Origin of the sequence: Halomonas sediminis (genome assembly GCF_044871105.1) — a bacterium.
Taxonomy (GTDB): Bacteria; Pseudomonadota; Gammaproteobacteria; order Pseudomonadales; family Halomonadaceae; genus Vreelandella; species Vreelandella zhuhanensis.
This window is the reverse complement of record NZ_CP085246.1, coordinates 3,303,620-3,322,849: the sequence shown is the minus strand read 5'-3', so window position 1 is coordinate 3,322,849 and position 19,230 is coordinate 3,303,620. Positions and strand designations below refer to the sequence as shown.

The following is a 19,230-nucleotide window of genomic DNA, read 5'->3' as shown; positions in this document are numbered from 1 at the left end:
GGCTGCTTCGGCAGCCCTTTCTGCTGGTTATCCAATAGCAAATGAACGGCTCAGAGAGGGGCGTAGTTTTCCGAATGCCGACCTTCCAGATTGACCGATTCGCCGCCATCCACGAACAAAATCTGCCCGGCCACGAAAGGGTTGTCGAGCAGGTAATGCAGTGCCTGCACCAAGTGATCCGGGTCGCCCTGACGCTTGAGCGGAATACCATCGATACGCCATTGGATGTAGTCGCTGGTGCGCTGCGAGGCAGGCAGCACCACCCCCGGCGCAATACCATTGACCCGAATGCGGGGAGCGAACTCCAGTGCCGCCATGCGGGTCATTTCCGCCAGGCTTTTCTTGGAAAGCAGATAGGCCGCATAGGGGTATTGGTGATAAGCCACCTTGTTATCGATGATATTGATAACGCGGCCCTCTTTTACCACGGTGGCGAAATGCCTCAGCAGCAGCAGCGGGGTGAACAAGTTGACGCGAAACTGGGTTTCGAGCATGGCCATATCGGTCTCGGCCAGCGATGCTGGCGTATAAGCCGAGGCACTGTTGATCAGGACATTCAAGTGAGGAAAGCGCTGAGACACTGCTGTGATCAGATCGGCGACATCCTCTTGCATGAAATCGCAGCTGAAGATCTCGCACTCTCGTCCCTTGGCACGAATGACGGTGGCGACTTCTTCGGCTTCATCGCGGGAACGATTGACGTGCAAGGCGATATCGAACCCGGCCTCGGCCAATGCTTCGGCAAAGTGGCGACCCAGCCGGGTGGCTCCCCCGGTAATCAGTGCAGCATATGAGCTCATGAACTATCCCTCATTGATACGGTAGACTGGCAGGCTGCGTGAATGCAGCGTTTGTCAATAAGTTGTACAGTACCTGCACATGGAGCGTAAAGCGCTAGGCTAGGCAAAAGACAGTTCCATACTGGTTTTGTATATTTCTCTATATATTTTTCTTTGCCATGGCAGCCATGCTGCGTTTCGATTTGAGCTTGATACAAGGTAGCCCGTTATGCCGCAGCCGATGTCACCGTCGGATACGTCGAGAGACATGCATGAATGCCTGATTTCGGTGGGTTCGAACATTGAACCTGAATGGCATATTGCCCAGGTCCAAAAGATTCTCAAGGAGGAGTGTGAGCTGATAAAGGCTTCGCGCGCCATTCGTACCGCTCCGGTGGGGTTGCAGGAGCAGCCGGACTTTCTCAATGCCGCCTTATTGGTGAAAACCTCGCTGGAGCGAGAGGTTTTTCGTGCTTATCTCAAGGAAGTAGAAGATAGGCTTGGCCGGGTGCGCGGACCGGTCAAGTCCGGCCCGCGCACCATGGACCTGGATATCATCGCCTGGGATGGCGAAGTGGTGGACGACGGCTATTACCAGCATGATTACGTACGCCAGCCGGTGGATGAACTGCTCTCCGGTAGCGGGCGACAGTTGCATGGACGAGGCTGCCCTTCGCTGTAAAAGCCTCTCGGACAGCCTGAAAAGTCCTTAACGATCTTGCTTGAAAAGGTGCTTAGCGGTAATGTTTGGCGCAGTTGACCAGCTCCTTGATCACTGCGTCATCTTTGCACTGATCGGCAATATCACCCACGGTAATAATGCCCACCAAGTCTTTTTGGTCCGGGCTTTTGAGTACCAGGAGGCGCTGAACCTTCTGCTCCTGCATATTCTTCAGCACATCCACCACATCCGTGTCTGAAAAGGTGTAGAGAGCGGCCTGCGTCGCGATATCGGTTGCGTTGTCTTCGGGGTTCTTGCCTTCGGCAATGCCGCGGATGGTGATATCTCGATCAGTGACTACCCCCTCCACTTTTGCACCCCGGACGAGAGGCTCAAAGCCGGAGTCGGTATCGCGCATCAGTTCGGCGACCTCACGGATGGATGCGTCCGCATTCAGGTACTCTGGGCGTGTTGTCATGACTTCTTTGGCTTGCATCGTTAGTCTCCCTTTACGTTTAATCAATCACTTGAAGCGCGTTAGCCGGATGCTTGTGTTACCTGCTTTCCCTTTTGCTTCAGCGCTGATGCAATACCCGAGCGTCCAAGCTTGCATGCTCTAAAAAAGTTAGTCGGCCATGGCGAAAATTTCAATTTAATTAACGTCATGAAATGGTGACCATGCTTGGGAAGTAGCGACTACCACTGCGCCAGTTCAGTAACAAAAGGCACCGATTAACCTCAAGCATCGGGCGTGCCATACTGGCGCAGCAACCGCCGATGAGTACCGCCATGTCCTCCCCTCGCTATCGAACCATTGCCGACATTCAGCGTTGGCGCCGAGCACGTGCCCGGCGAAGCTGGTTGACGCGTAGTTTTCGCTTGCAGGTCATGGTGCTCGTCGGGGTACTGCTGGCGGGCATGTTGCTGGCCCAAGGTACTTACCTCAATCATCGCAAGGCGGAGATCATCAGCGACCAGATGGGCGAACGTGCCCTGGCGGTGGCCAAGAGCGTGGCGAGTATTCCCGCGCTGATCGATGCCTTCTCCGATGAGAACCCTGCTGCGACCATCCAGCCGATTGCCGAGCGCATTCGTCTGAGAACCGGAGCGCGCTATGTGGTGGTGGGCAATACCCAGGGGGTGCGATACTCCCACCCATTGCCTGAGCGGATTGGCTTGCCGATGGTGGGCGGTGACAACCAGCGAGCTCTGCTTCACGGCGAATCCTATGTCTCCGAAGCCACCGGCTCGCTGGGTAAGGCGATCCGCGGCAAGACGCCGGTCTTCGACGGCGAAGGCAATATCCTCGGGCTGGTCTCGGTGGGCTTCATGCTTGACCGAATCGCCATGGACGTGGGGCGTCACACCAGCTTCGGCTGGTGGTTGGTGGCGGCGATGATCGTGCTCGGCTTTGCCGGGGCCTACCTGCTCTCGCGCCATCTGAAGAAAGTAATTCTGGGGCTGGAGCCGCATGAAATCGCCCGTCTGGCCATGGAGAAAGAGGCCATCTTGCAGTCGATCCACGAAGGTATCCTGGCGATCAATCGAGAAGGGCGCATCACCTTGGTCAATCAGCAGGCGCGGCGCTTTCTGGGATTGGCCGCTACCGAAAAAGCCGTGTTGGGCCAGCACATTCAGGCGGTGGTGCCTAATTCGCGCCTGCTTGAAGTACTGGAGCGGGGAGAGCAGCAGTTCGATCAGCAAATGTGGCTGGGGGACCACCCGGTGGTCGTCAACCGGGTGCCTATTTCCTATGAAGGCGAAATCGAAGGAGCGGTGGCGACCTTTCGTAGCCGCCGTGAAATCGTCGATCTTTCCCAGGCGCTTAGTCAGGCCAGTCGCGACGTGGACATGCTGCGCGCTCAGGCCCATGAATTTTCCAACAAACTGTATACCATCTCGGGGTTGTTGCAGCTTGATCGCATCGACGACGCCCTGGCATTGATCCATCAGGAAAGCGAACGTGCCCAGGCGCAGATGAATTTCCTGATGCGGCATGTCGCCGATGCCGTGCTGAGCGGCACCTTGTTGGGCAAGCTGACTCGCGCCCGGGAGCTTGGTGTCAGCCTGGAAATCGACGAACAGAGCTCGCTTTCCCAACCGTTGACCGCCACCGGCCAGGAAGTGCTGATGAGCGTGGTAGGCAACCTTCTGGATAACGCCTGCCATGCCGCTTTGCAGGGAGCCTCCGATGAGCCTCAGGTGCGATTGTTTTTCACCGATCTGGGCGAGCAGCTGTTGATCGAGGTGGAAGATAATGGCCCGGGTGTACCGCCGGAGGACATTGAACACATCTTTCGCGAAGGCTATTCGACCAAGCCGGGCAAGCACTGTGGCATCGGCCTGGCACTAGTGGCGCGGCTATGCCGCGAACACGGCGGTGCCATCACGCTGGAGGAAAGTGAGCTGGGCGGGGCCTGCTTTATCGTGGTGCTCGATCGCTCACTGTGTCGCGCACCAGCCGGTTTTGCCTGACCCCACGCCAACCATGACAAGACGATGCCCGACATCGCAGGAGGAGGGATGCCCGCTTCGAATTACGGAATCCTGATCATAGAAGACGACTTTCGCATCGCTGATATCCATCGTGCCTTTATCGAACAAAGCCCGGGTTTTGAGGTGGTCGCCGTGGCGCGCAACGGGGCGGAAGCCCGCGAGCTGATGGCGCGCCATGCATCAAATGTTCAGCTGGTATTGCTGGATGCTTATCTGCCCGATGTGGAAGGCCTGGAACTGCTCTGGGCGCTGCGTCGCGATTACGTCCAGGTGGATATCGTCATGGTCACCGCCGCACGCGAGGTGGAAACCATCAGCGAAGCTTTGCGCGGCGGGGTGTTCGATTACTTGATCAAGCCTACCGAAGCGGCACGCATGGCGCAGATGCTGGCGCGCTTTCGCCGTGAGCGGAGTGCCTTGGCGGCCCAGGGGAAAATGAGCCAGGAGGAACTGGATCGCGCCTTGGCCAGGCTACGCCCGGAAAACTCATCAAACGCAGGGACGCGTGCCTTGCCCAAAGGCATCGACCGCCTGACGTTACGCTCGGTGGTGGAAGCGCTCAAACAAGTGCCTGAACCGCTGGCTGCCATGCAGGTGGCGCGCGCCATGGGCGCAAGTCGTTCCACGGCGCGGCGCTATCTGGAATTTCTGGTATCGGTACAGGTGGTGGAAGCGGAACTGGGCTACGGTGATGTTGGTAGGCCCGAGCGACGTTATCGGTTGCAGGCGGATACCACCGGCTGGCTGGAAAGCCCTTAAGAAAGCCCTTGAAAAAGCCTTGAGAAGCGTCCGTGAACAGAATGAACAAAATGCTCACAATGCTCTTTTTGTGCTTTATGTTCACAAGCTTGTCGCCAGGGTCTGCATTCTTCTAACGTTCGCAGCGTGAAGTGCCACACATCGCCACAACACGCATCACTACAAAAACAGATTGAAACGTGGAGAACGCCATGACCCTCAAGCCTTCCTTGAAGTACGTAACCCTGCTGGCCCTGCCGCTAGCCGCTGTTACCACTTTTTCCAGCACTGCCGCCGCCTTCGAACCGGAGGGTAAGGTGGAATGTATCGCCCCCTCCGACCCGGGCGGTGGCTGGGACTTTACCTGCCGCAGCGTGGGTAACGTCATGCAGGAGCTCGATCTGGTGCCAGCAAATGTGCAGACCATCAACATGGCTGGTGCCGGCGGCGGCGTGGCGTTTGCCCATACCGTGAGCAAGCGCGCCGGTGACGACCATCTGCTGGTCGCAGCCTCCACTGCCACCACCACGCGTCTGGCCCAAGGGCAATTCCCGGGGCTGTCCGCCGATATGGTCAACTGGATCGGTGCTCTGGGCGCGGATTACGGGATTATTGCCGTGGCTGCCGATTCCGAGATTGATGACCTCAACGAACTGATGGACTCGCTCAAGGAAGACCCGCGTAGCGTCAAGTTCGCCGGCGGTAGCGCCAAGGGCGGCTGGGACCATCTCAAAGTGTTGATTGCCGCCCAGGCAGCCGATGTCGAAAACCTCCCGCGCATTGCCTATCTGTCGTACAACAACGGCGGCGAAGCCTTGACCCAGGTGATCGGTGGGCACGTTGATGCCTTTACCGGCGATGTCACCGAAGCCCAGGGGTTCATGGAATCCGGTGACCTGCGTGTCTTGGCGGTCCTCTCCGAAGAGCGCCTACCCGGCGATCTGTCCGACATCCCCACCGCCCGTGAGCAGGGCATCGATGCCCTGGGTCCCAACTGGCGAGGCTTCTACATGCCGGCGGATATCTCCGAAGACGCCGAGGCGTACTGGACCGATGCCATGGACACCATCTACCAGAGCGAGGAATGGCAGAACGTCATGACCCAGAACGGTTTGATGCCTTTCCACATGACCGCGGGTGAATTCGAGGAATTCGTGCTCAATCAGATCAAGGACATCGAACAGCTTTCCAAAGATATCGGATTGATTCAGTAATGACCTTCAACGACCGCATCTTTGGGGTCCTGATGATCGTCCTGGCCGTCGCGTACGGCTGGGCCGCGACTCAGTTCCCGGAACCGTTCGGGGGGGCCGAGTCCGTCGGCCCCGATACTTTTCCAAAGTTGCTGGCCGTGGTGCTGGCACTTTCCAGCCTATATCTGATCGTCCGCCCCGATCCTGACAATGCCTGGCCCTGGAGCCGTACCGGCATCGAGCTGATTATCGCCGTGGGGGTATTGCTGCTGTATGCCATGCTGCTTCAGCCATTGGGCTTCATCATCAGCACCACGCTGGCGGTGGGAACGCTTTGCTGGCGGATGGGCGCGCCCCCGGTCAATGCTTATATCACCGGGGCAGTCTCGGGGGTGGTGGTGTACTTCCTGTTCAGTTTTGCGCTTGATCTCGCTTTGCCGTTGGGTCTGCTTTCGTTCCTGGAGGTGAACTGATGGAAACCCTCGGCTATCTGATGGACGGTTTCGGCGTTGCTCTGCAGCCGCATAACCTGATGTTCGCTTTGCTTGGCGCTTTTCTGGGTACCCTGATCGGTGCCTTGCCGGGGTTGGGCCCGGCCAATGGCGTGGCCATCCTGATTCCGCTGGCCTTCAGTCTGGGGCTGGCCCCGGAAACTGCCCTGATCATGCTGACCTCGGTGTATGCCGGGGCCATGTACGGCGGGCGCATTTCGTCGATCCTGTTGAATATTCCCGGCGATGAGCCGGCGATGATGACCTGCCTGGACGGCTACCCCATGGCCCAGAAGGGCAAGGCCTCCGAGGCGCTGGCGATCTCCGCCGTGGCCTCGTTTGTGGGTAGCCTGATCGCCACTATCGGTCTGATCCTGCTGGCACCGCTGCTGGCCAACTTCGCCCTGACGTTCGGCCCGGCGGAATATTTCGCGCTCTTCTTGCTGGCGTTCGCCACCCTTGGCGGAATCACCGGCAAGAACCCCATCAAGACGGTGGTCGCCGCCTGTATCGGCCTGATGATCGCGACTGTCGGCATCGATAACACCGGGGTGCCGCGCTACACCTTCGGCGTGCTCGAACTCTTCGAGGGCGTGGACTTCATCATCGCCATCGTGGGGCTGTTCGCCATTTCCGAGCTGCTGTTCTTCATCGAGGAGCGCGCCGGTGGCGGCAAGGAAAAGATGCAGGTCAACAGGCTCTCGCTTTCCTGGAAGGATATCCGCGATATCCTGCCCACCAGCTTCCGTGGTGGGGTGCTGGGGTTTGTCGCCGGGGTATTGCCGGGCGCCGGTGCCTCCTTGGGTAGCTTCATCAGCTATACCTTGGAAAAGCGTGTGCTGGGCAAGAAAGGCTATTTCGGACAAGGCGACCCACGCGGTGTGGCGGCGCCCGAAGCTGGCAACAACGCCGCTTCCAGCGGTGCCCTGGTGCCCATGCTGACTCTTGGCGTACCGGGCAGCGGTACCACGGCGGTACTCTTGGCGCTGTTGATCTCGCTCAACATCACCCCGGGACCCTTGATGTTCACCCAGAACGCCGACATCGTCTGGGGCGTGATCGCGGCATTGTTGATCGGCAACTTCCTGCTGTTGGTGCTCAACATTCCGCTGGTGGGCATCTTCGTCAAGCTGCTTTCGGTGCCGCCGATGTACCTGCTGCCGATTGTCACCATGGTGGCTTTCGTGGGCATCTACTCGATCAGCAACACCATATTCGACCTCTATTTCATGGTGGCCTTCGGGGTGGGCGGTTACGTACTGCGCAAGCTGGAGATTCCCTTGGTGCCGGTGATCCTCGGCTTGTTGCTGGGCCCGGAAATGGAGAAGAACCTGCGCCATGCCATGGATATCTCCGACGGTGACTGGATGATTCTGTGGGACAGCGGGTTGGCCATCGGTTTGTGGGTCTTCGCGGCACTGGGCTTGATCCTGCCCTATATCGTGGGCCCCATCCTACGCCGTCGGATGAAGGCACCCACTGAAGGTACGCCTGAAAGCGATTGATCCTGGAAGCGATTGTTTCTGGAAGCGAGTAGTACCGAAAAAAACGGGGCGTCGACGAAAGTCGGCGCCCCGTTTTCATGGGCAAAACACCGGCGGTTTATGTCGTGTTAATCAATAATCCCTTGTTCGCGCGCCATGGCATAAGCCGCTTGCGGCCCTTTCCAAAGTGAGGGAAGCAGGATCAAGGAAACCGGGATCGCGGTAAGCACGATGAATTGTTGCAACACGCCGATTTGACCGGCTCCCATGTACAGCAGAATGGCGGCCATCAGCGCCATGGTGATCCCCCAGAAAGCCCGAATGAGAGAGCTCGGGGCGTCATGGCCTGCGCCGACCATCGCAATCGAGTAGCTCATGGAGTCGCCGGTCGTGGCCACGAAGATACTGGTCAGAAGCAGAATGGCGAATGCCATCCAGGTGCCGCCGGGCAGTGCCTGAGCCACCGTGAGGGTCGCCACATCGAACTGGAAATTATTCAGCGCTTCGGTGAGGTCGATGGTATCGGTCAATTGATAATAAATGCCCGAACCACCCAGCAAGGTGAACCAGATAGTGGTGGCAATCGGTGCAATGACCGCCACTGCCAGAATCATCTGACGGATGGTGCGGCCACGAGAAATTCGCGCCACGAAAATGGCCATCAACGGCGCATAGCCGATGAACCAGGCAAAGAAGAACACCGTCCACCATTGCATCCACCAGGCCGGTGCGGTTTCTGCGGTCATGCTCGCCATGGTGAAGAATTCACTCAGGTAAGTGCCGGTACTTTGCAGGTAGCTGTTGACCAGAAACAGGGTGGGACCGAACACCACGATGACCAAAGCGATGGCCAGCGCCAGGAACACATTGAAACGGCTGAGCAACTGGATACCGCGATGCACGCCACTGACCGCTGAGCCGACATAGACAGCTCCCAATACCCCCAGAATGCCCAGCTGAGTCGGGTAGCCTTGCGGCAAACCAAACAGTTCATGCAGGCCGTAACTCATCTGGGTCGCCAGAAAACCGATGGGTCCCACCGTGCCGGCCACGACCGCGATAACGCAACAGGCGTCCACTACGCCGCCCAGCGGCCCGCGCATCAGGCGCTTGCCGAACACCGGGTAGAGCAGGGTACGCGGTTGCAGGGGCTCACCTTTGACGTAGTGCGCATGCGCCAGCACGACCGCAGACAATGATCCGAGCACCGCCCAGGCCAGAAATCCCCAATGCATGAACGATTGCGCCAAGGCACCGGCAACCGCTTCGGCGGTGCCTGCCTCGGTATCGAAGGCCGGGGGCGTCACCACGAAGTGATACACCGGTTCACCGGCAGCAAAAAAGACGCCACCTCCGGCAAGCAAGGTGCACAAGATAATCGAGAGCCACTTGAACGTACTCATCTCCGGCGCATCGAGATTGCCGATACGCGCCTTGGCGGCGGGCGTCATGGCAAGGCCGATAGCAATGAAGAACGTCAGAATCAGCAGCAACTGAAAATAAGAACCCAGGGTCAGCGCCGTCCAGGCGAAGCCGCTGCTGATGCTGTCGGCCACCAGGTCGGTGTCGTAAAGCGAAAGCAGCACAAAGGCGAGAACGAACCCGATGGTCAATATAAGCACCACGGGATCGCCTAGCTTATGTGAGCGAGGAGGTGAATCGGTTTGAGTTTGAGCCATTGAACGACGTATCCAGTAGGAAAAAAGAGCATAAAAAAAACGCCACTCAATGAATGGCGCTGGAAATAGAACGAGATTTTTAGAATTGTAACCTAGGCATAGACAAAGGTCTAATATTTGTGAAGGATGTCAACACGAATGAAACCTCAGCGCTACAAGGCACGCCGAGCCCAGCGTTGAGCCACCTCATCGGCGGCGCATGGCGATGGCGACCAAGCTTGACTAGGGTTAAGGCTAAGTAGTTATTCCAAAAGTGAGGAGTCGCCTAGTCAATGGATGTCACCACGCTCAATCAGATGTTGACCTCTGCGAAGGTGGACGAACGGCACCCGGCCGTCGTCGAACTGGGGCGAGAAACGCTAACTACCACCAGCCGCCAGGAGGTGTTCGAACGTTATGCGCGTCTCGCCGGCGGCTTGGAGAAGCAAGGGCTGGAACGTGGCGACCGGGTGGTGATCCTGGCCCCCAACAGCGTCGATTGGATTGTCTCGGCGCTGGGCATCCTGCATGCCGGGGGCGTGGTGGTGCCGTTGGATACCCAGATGCCCGGTGAAGACATGCAGCATGCACTGAATGATTGCGAGCCACGTTTCGCGATCACCACCTGTGCACTACGTTCACGTCTGGCGGATATCGAAGACCAGGTGACGCTGTTTCTGCTGGATGCCGAATCATCCGATAACGCCCAGGGCGAACCCGAACCCGCAGAGCCTTGGGGAAAGTTACTGGACGCAGAGCCGGTGCCGATACGCGCGCAGGTGGAGGATATCGCGGCGCTGTTTTATACCTCCGGCACCACCGGCCCTCCCAAGGGTGTGCCGCTGACCCATTACAACATCGCCAGCAACGTGGAAGCGTTGCGCACCCAGAACCTGGCGGACAGCAGCGACCGCGTCCTGGTGCCCTTGCCGTTTCACCACGTCTATCCCTTTACCGTGGGGATCCTGATTCCCTTGACCCTTGGCGCACCGATCATCATTCCCTTCTCGTTGGTGGGGCCGCAGATCATCCGGGCGCTGCGCGAGGGTGACGCCACCCTGATAGAAGCCGTGCCCCGCCTTTATGAAGCGATCTGGAATGCACTGCACGAGCGCGTGGCCGGGCGCGGCAAGCTGGCGGCTGAGCTGTTTTCAGGAATGCTCCAGCTTTCGATTGCCGCACGCCAGCGCTTTGGTTGGCGGCTGGGAAAACGTCTATTCGGCAAGCTTCACCAACGCATTGCTCCCCGGCTACGCCTGATGGTGGCGGGGGGCGCGGCGCTAGACCCTGAACTGGGCGCCAAGCTGCAAGGGCTGGGCTGGGAAGTGGCCACCGGCTACGGGCTCAGCGAAACCTCGCCGATTCTGACCATGAACCCGCCCGAAAGAGTTCGCCTTCAAAGCGCCGGCATCGCCTTGCCTGGGGTCGAGCTGAGCATTTCCGAAAAGGGCGAGATACTGGCGCGTGGCCCCAACGTCTTCAGTGGCTACTGGAATCTGCCGGAAAAGACCCGGGAAGATCTCGATGACCAAGGCTGGTTTCATACCGGGGATGTCGGCTGGTTGGATGAAGACGGCTATTTGTACATAGAGGGTCGCAAGTCAGCGATGATCGTGCTTTCCGGCGGCGAAAACGTCGACCCCGAACGTGTCGAGAAGGCCTTGACCGCCTCCGGGAAGCTCCGCGAAGCTGGCGTGCTTGAGCATAAGGATCGCTTGGCGGCAGTGGTGGTGCCGGAGCCCGACCTGCTGCGTGAAGCTGGCGGCGAAGACCTGCGCCGGGCCGTCAAGAAAGCGGTGAGCGAAGCGGCCCGCGAGCTTCCCAGCCACCACCGGCCGGGGGAGCTGCGCATCACGCTCGACCCGCTGCCCCGCACCCGCCTGGGCAAGCTGCGCCGCCACAAGTTGAAGGAGCTGTTCGAGAGCCTGGGTGAGGTTGACGAGAGCTCCCAGGCAGCGCCCGAGCCGATCACCCCGGAAGCCATGGCCCCGGAAGATCAGCAGCTACTCTCCGACCCGGCGGCGGAGAAGACCTGGCACTATCTGGCCAGGCGGTTCAATGACATTCGCCTTACCCCGGACAGCAGCCTGGCAGGGGACTTGGGGATTGATTCACTCAGCTGGGTCGACTTGACCCTGGCGCTGCGTGAGCATGCCGGGATTGAACTGGATGATGCCGCCATTTCCCGCGTACACAATGTACGCGACCTGCTCAACGAGGCTGCGGGGGCGTCCGGCGCCGATGAAGCCGGAGAGGATCTGTTGACCTCGCTCGGTCAACCGGAAGAAATGCTCGATGCCGACCGGAAAGCCACGCTGGCGCCACGCAGCGCCTTGCAACGAGCGACCGGCGTGGTGCTATTGGGACTGGCGCGAGCGATCAGTTATCTGTTCATGGACCTGGAGGTACGCGGCAGATTGCCCGCCAAGGGCAGGTATCTGATCGCGCCGCGCCATCTAAGCTTGCTCGACCCCCTAGTGCTGGCGCGGATACTTGACCGCGATCAGCTGGAATCGCTCTACTGGGCGGGCTGGACCGGCATGCTGTTTTCCGGGCCGGTGACGCATTGGTTAAGCCGCTGCGCGCGGGTATTACCTATCGACCCCGGCGCTGCGCCACGCAGCAGCCTGGCGCTTGCGGTAACCTGCCTTGAACGTGGCCATAGCCTGGTCTGGTTTCCTGAAGGTAGGCGTTCGCCCGATGGCAACTTGCAAGCCTTCAAACCGGGCTTGGGGCTGGTATTGCGCGCCAAGCCGGTGCCGGTGATACCCATATGGATCGAAGGCACCTGGGAGGCACTGCCGCCGGGACGACGAATGCCGAAGCGCGAGCGGGTCAGGGTAGTGATTGGCGAGCCCATTGATCCTGAACGCTTCAAGGGTGACGAACAGGCAATTGCCGAGCTTGTGCATGATGAAGTCGCTGCACTGGCTAAGCGCTGAATAAACAAACGCTGAATAAAAAATTGCCCTGACCGGGCAGGAGAAGGTCAGAGCAATTGTAAAAGGCGTGGCAGGCCTTTTTCCTTTTCCCTGTGTGTCGCGCGCTTCCCTTCACAGGCCTCGAGGGCCTTCCATGGCCGCCACACCTTCACTGTGCACTGCATGCTCGGTAGGACTCGTTAACCTAAGTTATAGAATGCTAAATCTTCTTTGTTTTTGAATTGCCTCCTTGGCTCTCTCGGGCCGCTGTTCAAGCCCCTGACCAGCCGGCGAGAATCGGCACATACACCACCAATAACAACACGCTGATCAACCCCAGCAAGTAGGGAATGATCGCCCGGGTAATGCGCTCCAGGGGCAGCTGGGTGACCGATGAAGCCACATACAGGTTGATCGCCACCGGCGGGGTGATCATGCCGATCGCCAACCCCACCACAATGATCAAACCGAAGTGAATCGGGTCGATGCCCAGCTGAAGCACCAGCGGCAGCAAGACCGGCGTCAGAATGATCAAGGCGCTGGCGGTTTCGATGAACACCCCGGTCAGCAGGATTATCCCCACCACCAGCAGCATGATTACGTAAGGATTGGTGGATATAGACAGTACCGCTTGCGCGATGGCGCCGGGGACCTGCCAGCTGGAAAGCGTCCAGCTCAGCACCGCCGAGGTGGCGATCACCAGCATGATCACCGAGGTGGTCATCGCCGAGCGAATCAGGATGCGATACACATCGCCGAGCTTGAGGTCGCGATAAACGAACAGCGATACCAGTAGGGCGTAGTTGACCGCCACCACCGCCGCCTCGCTGGGGGTGAAGATGCCCGAAAATATCCCGCCCAGAATGATCACCGGGGTCATCAACCCCCAGCTGGCACTTTTCAGCGTGCGCCAGATAGTCGCCAGAGAAAGCGGCGTGCCCTTGGGGTATTGACGCCGGTACGCCTGGGTAATCGCAATCGCCATCAGCCCCAACCCCATGGCCAGCCCCGGCAGAAAACCGCTCAAAAACAGCTTGGATACCGACTGTTGAGCGATCACCGCATAGATGATCATCGGCACCGAAGGCGGGATCACCACCCCGATGGTGCCGCTGGCGGCAATCAGGCTGGCGGCGGAGGCCGGGTCGTAGCCTTTCTTGCGCAACTCCGGCACCAGGCTCGAGCCCACCGCCGCGGTGGTCGCCGCCCCGGAGCCGGAAATCGCTGCAAAGAACATCCCCGCCATCACCGACACCACCGACAAGCCGCCGCGCAGAAAGCCGAACAGGGAGTCGGCGAAGTTGACCAGCCGCTCGCTGACCTTGCCCTGGGCCATCAAGTCGCCGGCCAGAATGAACATGGGAATCGCCACCAGGGCAAACGAATTGATGCCCTGGAACATCTGCTGGGTGACCACCATCAAGGGCACCCCGGCCTGGCTCAGGGCGACCAGGGAGCTGGCGCCTATCGCCAGGGCGATGGGTACGCCCAACAGCATGAAGCCGAAAAACAGCCCGAACAGTAGCAGCGTCATAACTTCGGCTCCTCAAGGCGCTTGCCATCCACAAGTAGCTCCAAGAGATCGACCAGGGCGTACCAGCCCATCAGGGCTGCGCTGAGTGGAATCACGGCATAAACGTAGGTCATGGAGAGTCGCATCGACGCCGACTTCTGAAAGCTTTGCACCTGCATATAGCGATAGCCGATCACCACCAGCGCCACCATGAAGGCCAGTACCACCAAGGTGGCGGCAATTCGGGCGACTTGGCGCAGGCGCCCGGGCAGGGCGTCCACGGCGAAGGTCACGGCGATATGCCGCCCGCGCTGAAAGGCCAGGGTTGCCCCCAGAAAGGTAATCCACACCAGCAGAAAGCGAGCGACTTCTTCGGTCCAACCCACGGCGGAGAACAACACCCGGGAAATGATCTGCAGGGTGATCACCCCGATCAACGCCGCCATGCCCAAAAAAACCGTAGGCTCGATGACGGCGTCAACGCCCCGCTCGATACGCTGCAGAAAGCCTAACAACGGTCGCGCAAGCTTGGTCACTTACTCCAGCGCCTCGCGGATGCGTGTCAGGTAGTCGCCGAACTGCTCACCGTATTTTTCGTATACCGGGGTCACCGCTGCCTGGAAGGCCTGGATATCCGGCGTTTCGTTGATCTGCATGCCGGCTTCGCGCAGATCGGCCAGTTGCTCGGACTCCATTTCAGCATTTACCTGACGCTCATGCTCGGCGGCTTCCTGGGCGGCCTGGGTCAACACGTCCTGAGCCGCTTCCGGCAGCTGGTTCCAGACAGGCATGCCCATCACGAAGATCGCCGGGGCATAGGTGTGCCGCGAGAGGGTCATGTAGTCCTGGGTTTCGTAGAGCTTGAACGAATGGATCACATTGACCGGGTTTTCCTGGCCATCGATGGTGCCTTGCTGCATGGCGGTCAAGGCTTCCGTCCATGCCATGGGGATGGCATTGGCGCCCAGTTCGCGGAAGGTATCCACATACACCGGATTTTCCATGACGCGAATGCGCAGGCCGTCCAGCTCTTCCGGCGTATTCACCGGGCGCTCACTGTTGGTCAGGTTACGAAAGCCGCGTTCGGCATAGGCCAGCCCTTTCAGGTTGACCTCGGAAAGCTTGTCGAGCAGTTCCTGGCCGATCTCGCCGTCGAGCACGCCGTAAGCGGCTTCCGGCGAGGGGAACAGAAACGGCAACTCGAACACCGCCATCTCTTCGACGAAATTGGCCACCGGGCCGTTGGTGATCACGCCCATATCCACGGTGCCGATCTGCATGCCTTCCAGCAGGGTGCGCTCGTCACCCAGCGAAGCGTTGGGATAAAGCTCGATGCTCACCGCGCCTTCGGTACGCTCGGCCACCAGTTCCTGAAACTTGACGGCGGCAATATGAAAGCCGTCCTGCTCGTTGACCACATGCGCCAGGCGCAGCGTGACCGGGTCCATATCGGTAAATTCGGAGGCGGAAGCCGTACCGGCCAACGCAAGAGACACACCCAGCGCCAGCGTATTCAAAGCAAATTTTTTCATTGTCGTTTTTCCTTGGGAATAAGGCGATAACGCCTTGAAAGAATGCACCAGGGGAGCGAGAACGGTCAATCGGCTTTCCCGCGCCGGACTCGTCTCACGGCTGGACACATTGCCCGCGTACGGTTACGATACGCACGCGTTGAAAAACGCAATGCGCCCGTAGCTCAGTTGGATAGAGTATCGGCCTCCGAAGCCGAGGGTCGCAGGTTCGAATCCTGCCGGGCGCACCAAGAATATCAAGGGCTTACGCTAACGCGTAGGCCCTTATTTTTTGCCTGTGACCAAATCGTGACCACAACCTCTTAATCACCTTCCTGATACGCCTATTCGGTTATGACCTTTGGCTTTTACTAGTCGCAGGCTTGGTCACACACTTTATTGGCGCATACCCATCCACTCCGCTAATTGCTGATTTGCCTTTAATCGTTGACGTTGCAATAGGGCGCTGTCGAACAGCATATCTAGAGTAGTTGCTGAGGTGGCAAGAGGAAGGGCAACGGCAGCCTCGTCACGAAATTGCTGGTGGGTTGTTTTGCTACCATCTAGGTAGTGCCACCAGTGCAAAATATCTTGTTTGGCATTCTGCATAACCCCAGCGGACGGTAAGCGATCGGATTTTGCTTGATTAGCTTTTTCGGTGGTAGGTAGCAGATTCCACAGATCGTTATTGTTCCAACGCGACCAAGGGAAGCAATGATCCACCGCATAGGCCCAACGGTGTAAATCTTTTTGCGACCAAACACAGGGAAGTGGTGTGGAATCTTGCAGGCGTTGATTCACCAGCAGGCGAACTTGCTGTGTATCACGGCGGCTTTCTTGCCACTGTAAGGCTTGATGCAGTTTGCCAATATCGTAAGACGCATCATAGCGTTGCATCAGTTGCACCCACTCATGCACTATCGCTGGTTCTAGCCAACAGGCATAGCGGCTCATGGAATCCCACAGTTGAGTCGGAATGCAGTAGGTTCCGAAAGTGGCCAATGTTTCGCTATCAAGGCGAATCGCTTGCTCACGAATACGAAGGCTTTGGCTATTGCCATCGAAAATGGGGCGCTGGCTCCCTGGCCAAGTGGTGAAGTGCGTGGGCATCTTGAGGATCGTCTGACAAGCATCACGAATCGAGCACATAACCGTGGCTGCTACTTGAGGGTCGTAAAAAGGTGAGCCGATACGTAAGTCGTGCGGAGAGACCTGCTTCAGACGATAAAAGTCTTCTTTTGCAAAACCGTAGCCTTTCTTGCCGGGTGCCTGGCGCAATTGTTGCTCTATTAACAATGGGCGGTACAGCTTCAGCCAAAAAAGACCTACCGCACCTAACGGCACCGTGACCCAATCTTCTGTATGTGAGATTACGATGCCTGGCGCGCTGTCGGCCAAGCGCGTCAGAGTGCGTAGTAACCCCAGCTTGTAAGACGATGCTTTGTCATCATTGACGATGATGTGTCGTAACGTGGGTAATGCGCCAGAGCCATCGTCCGGTAGTTTAAATACACGTAAATGCCAAGCAATTCCGTCACGACCAAGTTGATCGTCATTGTGGCTTGCTTGCAACTGCAGAAGCGCCAGGTCTTGTGCCCAGCGCTCTAATGCTGGCAGGTTTACTGTTTGGAATAGGCGCTCATCACGACTTGGGCCTTCGCGGCAGGTAATAACAAGAATTCCACCGGGTGCCAGGAGTGACGATAGAACCCGCAAAGCGCGCTGCTGCTCGTCATGATCGAGGTGCATCCAGACAGCAGATACCAGTATCAATTGAAATCGTTGCGATAGGTGACGCACACGGTTCAATGCAGGCAGTGTGTCGTTTAGCCAAGAGATATCATCACCAGATGTGTGCACTTGCCCTAGCGCTCGCAGACGATCGGCAGGTTCCACTGCCATGACTTGCCAGCCACGTTTCGCAAGTGCTTTGGCATCCCGACCACTGCCTGCGCCAACGTCTAGTACTAAGCCAGGTTGCCCAGATAGGTGGTGCAGCCATTCGCCATGGATACGTTCAAAATTTAACGACTGATACTGCGCAAACAATTGTTGAGCGTGATCGTCGTAGAAACGACTGGCTGGAGTTGGTTTGTGAGGTGAAACCATGCCGAATCCTTGATATGCAACGACTAAATAGCCCTGATACCGTACCAGCTTTAGCTTTCACCAGCCGTTTAATCTCAAGCAAAATAGAAAATTGCCTGTGCGAGGCGTCGTAGGTTTCAGTCATATCCAGATACCTGCGCCAAAATACACGCTAACTGCTCGGTGTTTTCATTTTGTTGTAAGTGAATGAATGCAGAACAGCATTCCAGCGCTCGATGTGATGTTGGGGAACTTAGGAGTAAGGGAAATATGCACTATCCGCTTTCGGCCAGAAGCGGATCTTCAGGAAAATACAATATAAGCCACTGGCAAGCCATAGCCACATCCTTAATAGGGGGCGACACTCTAGCTATCTTCCCCTGCCCGGACTTTTCCAGTGATGGCAGTACGAGCACCGGACACGGGGCATTCACCGAGACATACTCCACAGTCGCCCGGCGCAAGGGCCAGTGTCCGGTCAGCCGGTGCCGGGCCGCGCCAGATCAGGGCGATCAGCAATGTCAGCAACAGGAAAGCGGCAACCGCCTTGAGTATCAGAGTCACAAAGCCGCTCCGTTATCGGCGTTCAATTGCAGGCCAAATACCCGGGCAACCTGCTTTTCGGTCTCCCGCACGTCCTGCTCAACCGGTACGGTGGTATCAAGGCAATGAAGGGTCAACCGGTTGCCCTCCAGCAGAACACTCAAGGTACCAGGCATCAGCGAAAGGGTGTTGGCCAGCAGCCAGCGCGGGCTGCCTTTAGGCAAACCCAGGATCAGAGAAATTTCACCGGGATTGACCGGCAGGGCCGGTGACAATACCCTGCGGGCGACATCCAGCCCTGCAACAACGGAGCGGGAAAGAAAATAGCCGGAAAAGAGCAGCAACCCGAGTGGCCGAAGCCGATAACCGGAAGGCGGGAAAAGGCGCAAAGACAACCCGGCAACCAGAACCGCGACGACAACGCCAACCCCCAGACCGGAAGCATCGCCCAGGGTTAACACCCACCACACCGCAAACAGCGCTATGCTGCGACGCACTACCGCGCCGAAAGGTGATTCCCGGGCTGACGGAATAGGACAGGCCCTGTAAGGATTACTGCCCTTTTTGGCTCTGAGCCTGGTTCTCCAGCATTTGCTCCATCATGAACTGCATCTGATTCATGCGATTCTCCATCATCTCCAGACGCTGCTCATTATCCATACCAGCACCAGCACCAGCACGGCTGCCCTGGCCATTGCCCATCATTCCCTGACCCTGACCCTGACCCTGACCCTGACCCTGACCCATGCCCTGACCCATGCCCTGACCCATGCCTTGGCCCATCATGCCACCACGCATCATGCCCATATAGTCCTGCATGTATTCCATATGCTTTTCCCGGATGCGCTGGCGCTCGGCGTTTGACGTGGCATTGCGCATCTCCTGCCTCAAGGCCTGCATTTGCGCCATGTTTTCATTCATTTGCTGCATTTGTTCCTGGTTCATCATGCCGCCACGGGGCATTTGATCGGAATTGCCCTGTGCAAAAGTCAAAACGGGTGTTGCCACCAGAACGGAACACGCGATTAAACGGGTAAATCTGTTCATGAGATCCTCCTTAAAATCTGCAGACATCTGCATCATGTTCAGTAAAGGCCATTAAACTGAATCGAGACTGAAAATTGAGCTCCGATTGAGTTTTAATCAACAGTTAT

17 protein-coding genes and 1 tRNA gene are annotated in these 19,230 nt (G+C 58.0%); 8 read left to right on the top strand and 10 right to left on the bottom strand.

All coding sequences use genetic code 11. From position 1 onward, the window contains the following. Positions 1-50: 50 nt before the first annotated feature. The gene (locus LG290_RS15720) at positions 51-800 is read right to left on the bottom strand and encodes an SDR family oxidoreductase (RefSeq protein ID WP_499835591.1); all 750 of its coding nucleotides are present in this window, start codon (positions 798-800) and stop codon (positions 51-53) included. A gap of 208 nt (positions 801-1,008) precedes the next feature. On the opposite strand from LG290_RS15720, the gene folK reads away from it, so the two are divergent. After that, on the top strand, positions 1,009-1,461 hold the full coding sequence (folK, locus tag LG290_RS15715) for a 2-amino-4-hydroxy-6-hydroxymethyldihydropteridine diphosphokinase (protein WP_499835590.1): 453 nt from the start codon (positions 1,009-1,011) through the stop codon (positions 1,459-1,461). 52 nt (positions 1,462-1,513) lie between these two features. Here folK and LG290_RS15710 read toward each other — a convergent pair whose 3' ends face one another. Then, complete coding sequence (locus tag LG290_RS15710; RefSeq protein ID WP_499835589.1) at positions 1,514-1,936, bottom strand: CBS domain-containing protein; 423 nt, start codon at positions 1,934-1,936, stop codon at positions 1,514-1,516. A 293-nt stretch (positions 1,937-2,229) separates the two neighbouring features. Here LG290_RS15710 and LG290_RS15705 point away from each other — a divergent pair, with 293 nt between their 5' ends. The 5 genes from LG290_RS15705 to LG290_RS15685 all read left to right on the top strand — a co-directional run bounded on the left by LG290_RS15705 (position 2,230) and on the right by LG290_RS15685 (position 7,863). Then, the gene (locus LG290_RS15705) at positions 2,230-3,915 is read left to right on the top strand and encodes an ATP-binding protein (protein WP_499835588.1); all 1,686 of its coding nucleotides are present in this window, start codon (positions 2,230-2,232) and stop codon (positions 3,913-3,915) included. A gap of 48 nt (positions 3,916-3,963) precedes the next feature. Then, positions 3,964-4,695, top strand: coding sequence for a response regulator (locus tag LG290_RS15700; protein WP_499835587.1), 732 nt, complete (start codon positions 3,964-3,966; stop codon positions 4,693-4,695). 191 nt (positions 4,696-4,886) lie between these two features. Beyond that, complete coding sequence (locus LG290_RS15695) at positions 4,887-5,888, top strand: Bug family tripartite tricarboxylate transporter substrate binding protein (RefSeq protein WP_160418334.1); 1,002 nt, start codon at positions 4,887-4,889, stop codon at positions 5,886-5,888. Further along, entirely contained in the window at positions 5,888-6,340 is a 453-nt protein-coding gene (locus LG290_RS15690) for a tripartite tricarboxylate transporter TctB family protein (RefSeq protein ID WP_499835586.1), read from the top strand. Before LG290_RS15695 ends, LG290_RS15690 begins: the two co-directional genes overlap by 1 nt. Further along, complete coding sequence (locus LG290_RS15685; protein ID WP_160418330.1) at positions 6,340-7,863, top strand: tripartite tricarboxylate transporter permease; 1,524 nt, start codon at positions 6,340-6,342, stop codon at positions 7,861-7,863. The genes LG290_RS15690 and LG290_RS15685 overlap by 1 nt, the downstream gene beginning before the upstream one ends. Positions 7,864-7,970: 107 nt before the next feature. On the opposite strand, the gene LG290_RS15680 is transcribed toward LG290_RS15685, so the two are convergent. Next, positions 7,971-9,521, bottom strand: a complete 1,551-nt coding sequence (locus tag LG290_RS15680) for a BCCT family transporter (protein ID WP_499835585.1) — start codon at positions 9,519-9,521, stop codon at positions 7,971-7,973. Positions 9,522-9,793: 272 nt separating this feature from the next. Between LG290_RS15680 and LG290_RS15675 the strand changes: the two genes are divergently transcribed. After that, the gene (locus tag LG290_RS15675) at positions 9,794-12,442 is read left to right on the top strand and encodes an AMP-binding protein (RefSeq protein WP_499835584.1); all 2,649 of its coding nucleotides are present in this window, start codon (positions 9,794-9,796) and stop codon (positions 12,440-12,442) included. A gap of 250 nt (positions 12,443-12,692) precedes the next feature. On the opposite strand, the gene LG290_RS15670 is transcribed toward LG290_RS15675, so the two are convergent. Genes LG290_RS15670 through LG290_RS15660 form a run of 3 tightly spaced genes read right to left on the bottom strand, consistent with a single transcriptional unit; the run spans position 12,693 to position 15,466 of the window. After that, a complete protein-coding gene (locus tag LG290_RS15670; protein ID WP_499835583.1) occupies positions 12,693-13,955 on the bottom strand; it encodes a TRAP transporter large permease in 1,263 nt (420 codons plus the stop codon). Next, positions 13,952-14,470 (bottom strand): TRAP transporter small permease, encoded by a 519-nt coding sequence (locus tag LG290_RS15665; RefSeq protein WP_499835582.1) that lies wholly within the window; start codon positions 14,468-14,470, stop codon positions 13,952-13,954. Before LG290_RS15665 ends, LG290_RS15670 begins: the two co-directional genes overlap by 4 nt. After that, positions 14,471-15,466, bottom strand: a complete 996-nt coding sequence (locus tag LG290_RS15660; protein WP_499835581.1) for a TRAP transporter substrate-binding protein — start codon at positions 15,464-15,466, stop codon at positions 14,471-14,473. Positions 15,467-15,619: 153 nt separating this feature from the next. Here LG290_RS15660 and LG290_RS15655 point away from each other — a divergent pair. After that, positions 15,620-15,696 (top strand) — tRNA-Arg (locus tag LG290_RS15655). Between the two features lie 145 nt (positions 15,697-15,841). Here LG290_RS15655 and LG290_RS15650 read toward each other — a convergent pair. The 4 genes from LG290_RS15650 to LG290_RS15635 all read right to left on the bottom strand — a co-directional run bounded on the left by LG290_RS15650 (position 15,842) and on the right by LG290_RS15635 (position 19,159). Further along, positions 15,842-17,554, bottom strand: coding sequence for a class I SAM-dependent methyltransferase (locus LG290_RS15650; RefSeq protein ID WP_499835580.1), 1,713 nt, complete (start codon positions 17,552-17,554; stop codon positions 15,842-15,844). Between the two features lie 345 nt (positions 17,555-17,899). Continuing rightward, positions 17,900-18,097, bottom strand: a complete 198-nt coding sequence (locus LG290_RS15645; RefSeq protein WP_499835579.1) for a hypothetical protein — start codon at positions 18,095-18,097, stop codon at positions 17,900-17,902. Then, positions 18,094-18,573 (bottom strand): Na+/H+ antiporter subunit E, encoded by a 480-nt coding sequence (locus LG290_RS15640; RefSeq protein WP_499835578.1) that lies wholly within the window; start codon positions 18,571-18,573, stop codon positions 18,094-18,096. Before LG290_RS15640 ends, LG290_RS15645 begins: the two co-directional genes overlap by 4 nt. Before the next feature lie 55 nt (positions 18,574-18,628). Further along, on the bottom strand, positions 18,629-19,159 hold the full coding sequence (locus LG290_RS15635) for a hypothetical protein (RefSeq protein WP_499835577.1): 531 nt from the start codon (positions 19,157-19,159) through the stop codon (positions 18,629-18,631). Between the last annotated feature and the right edge of the window lie 71 nt (positions 19,160-19,230).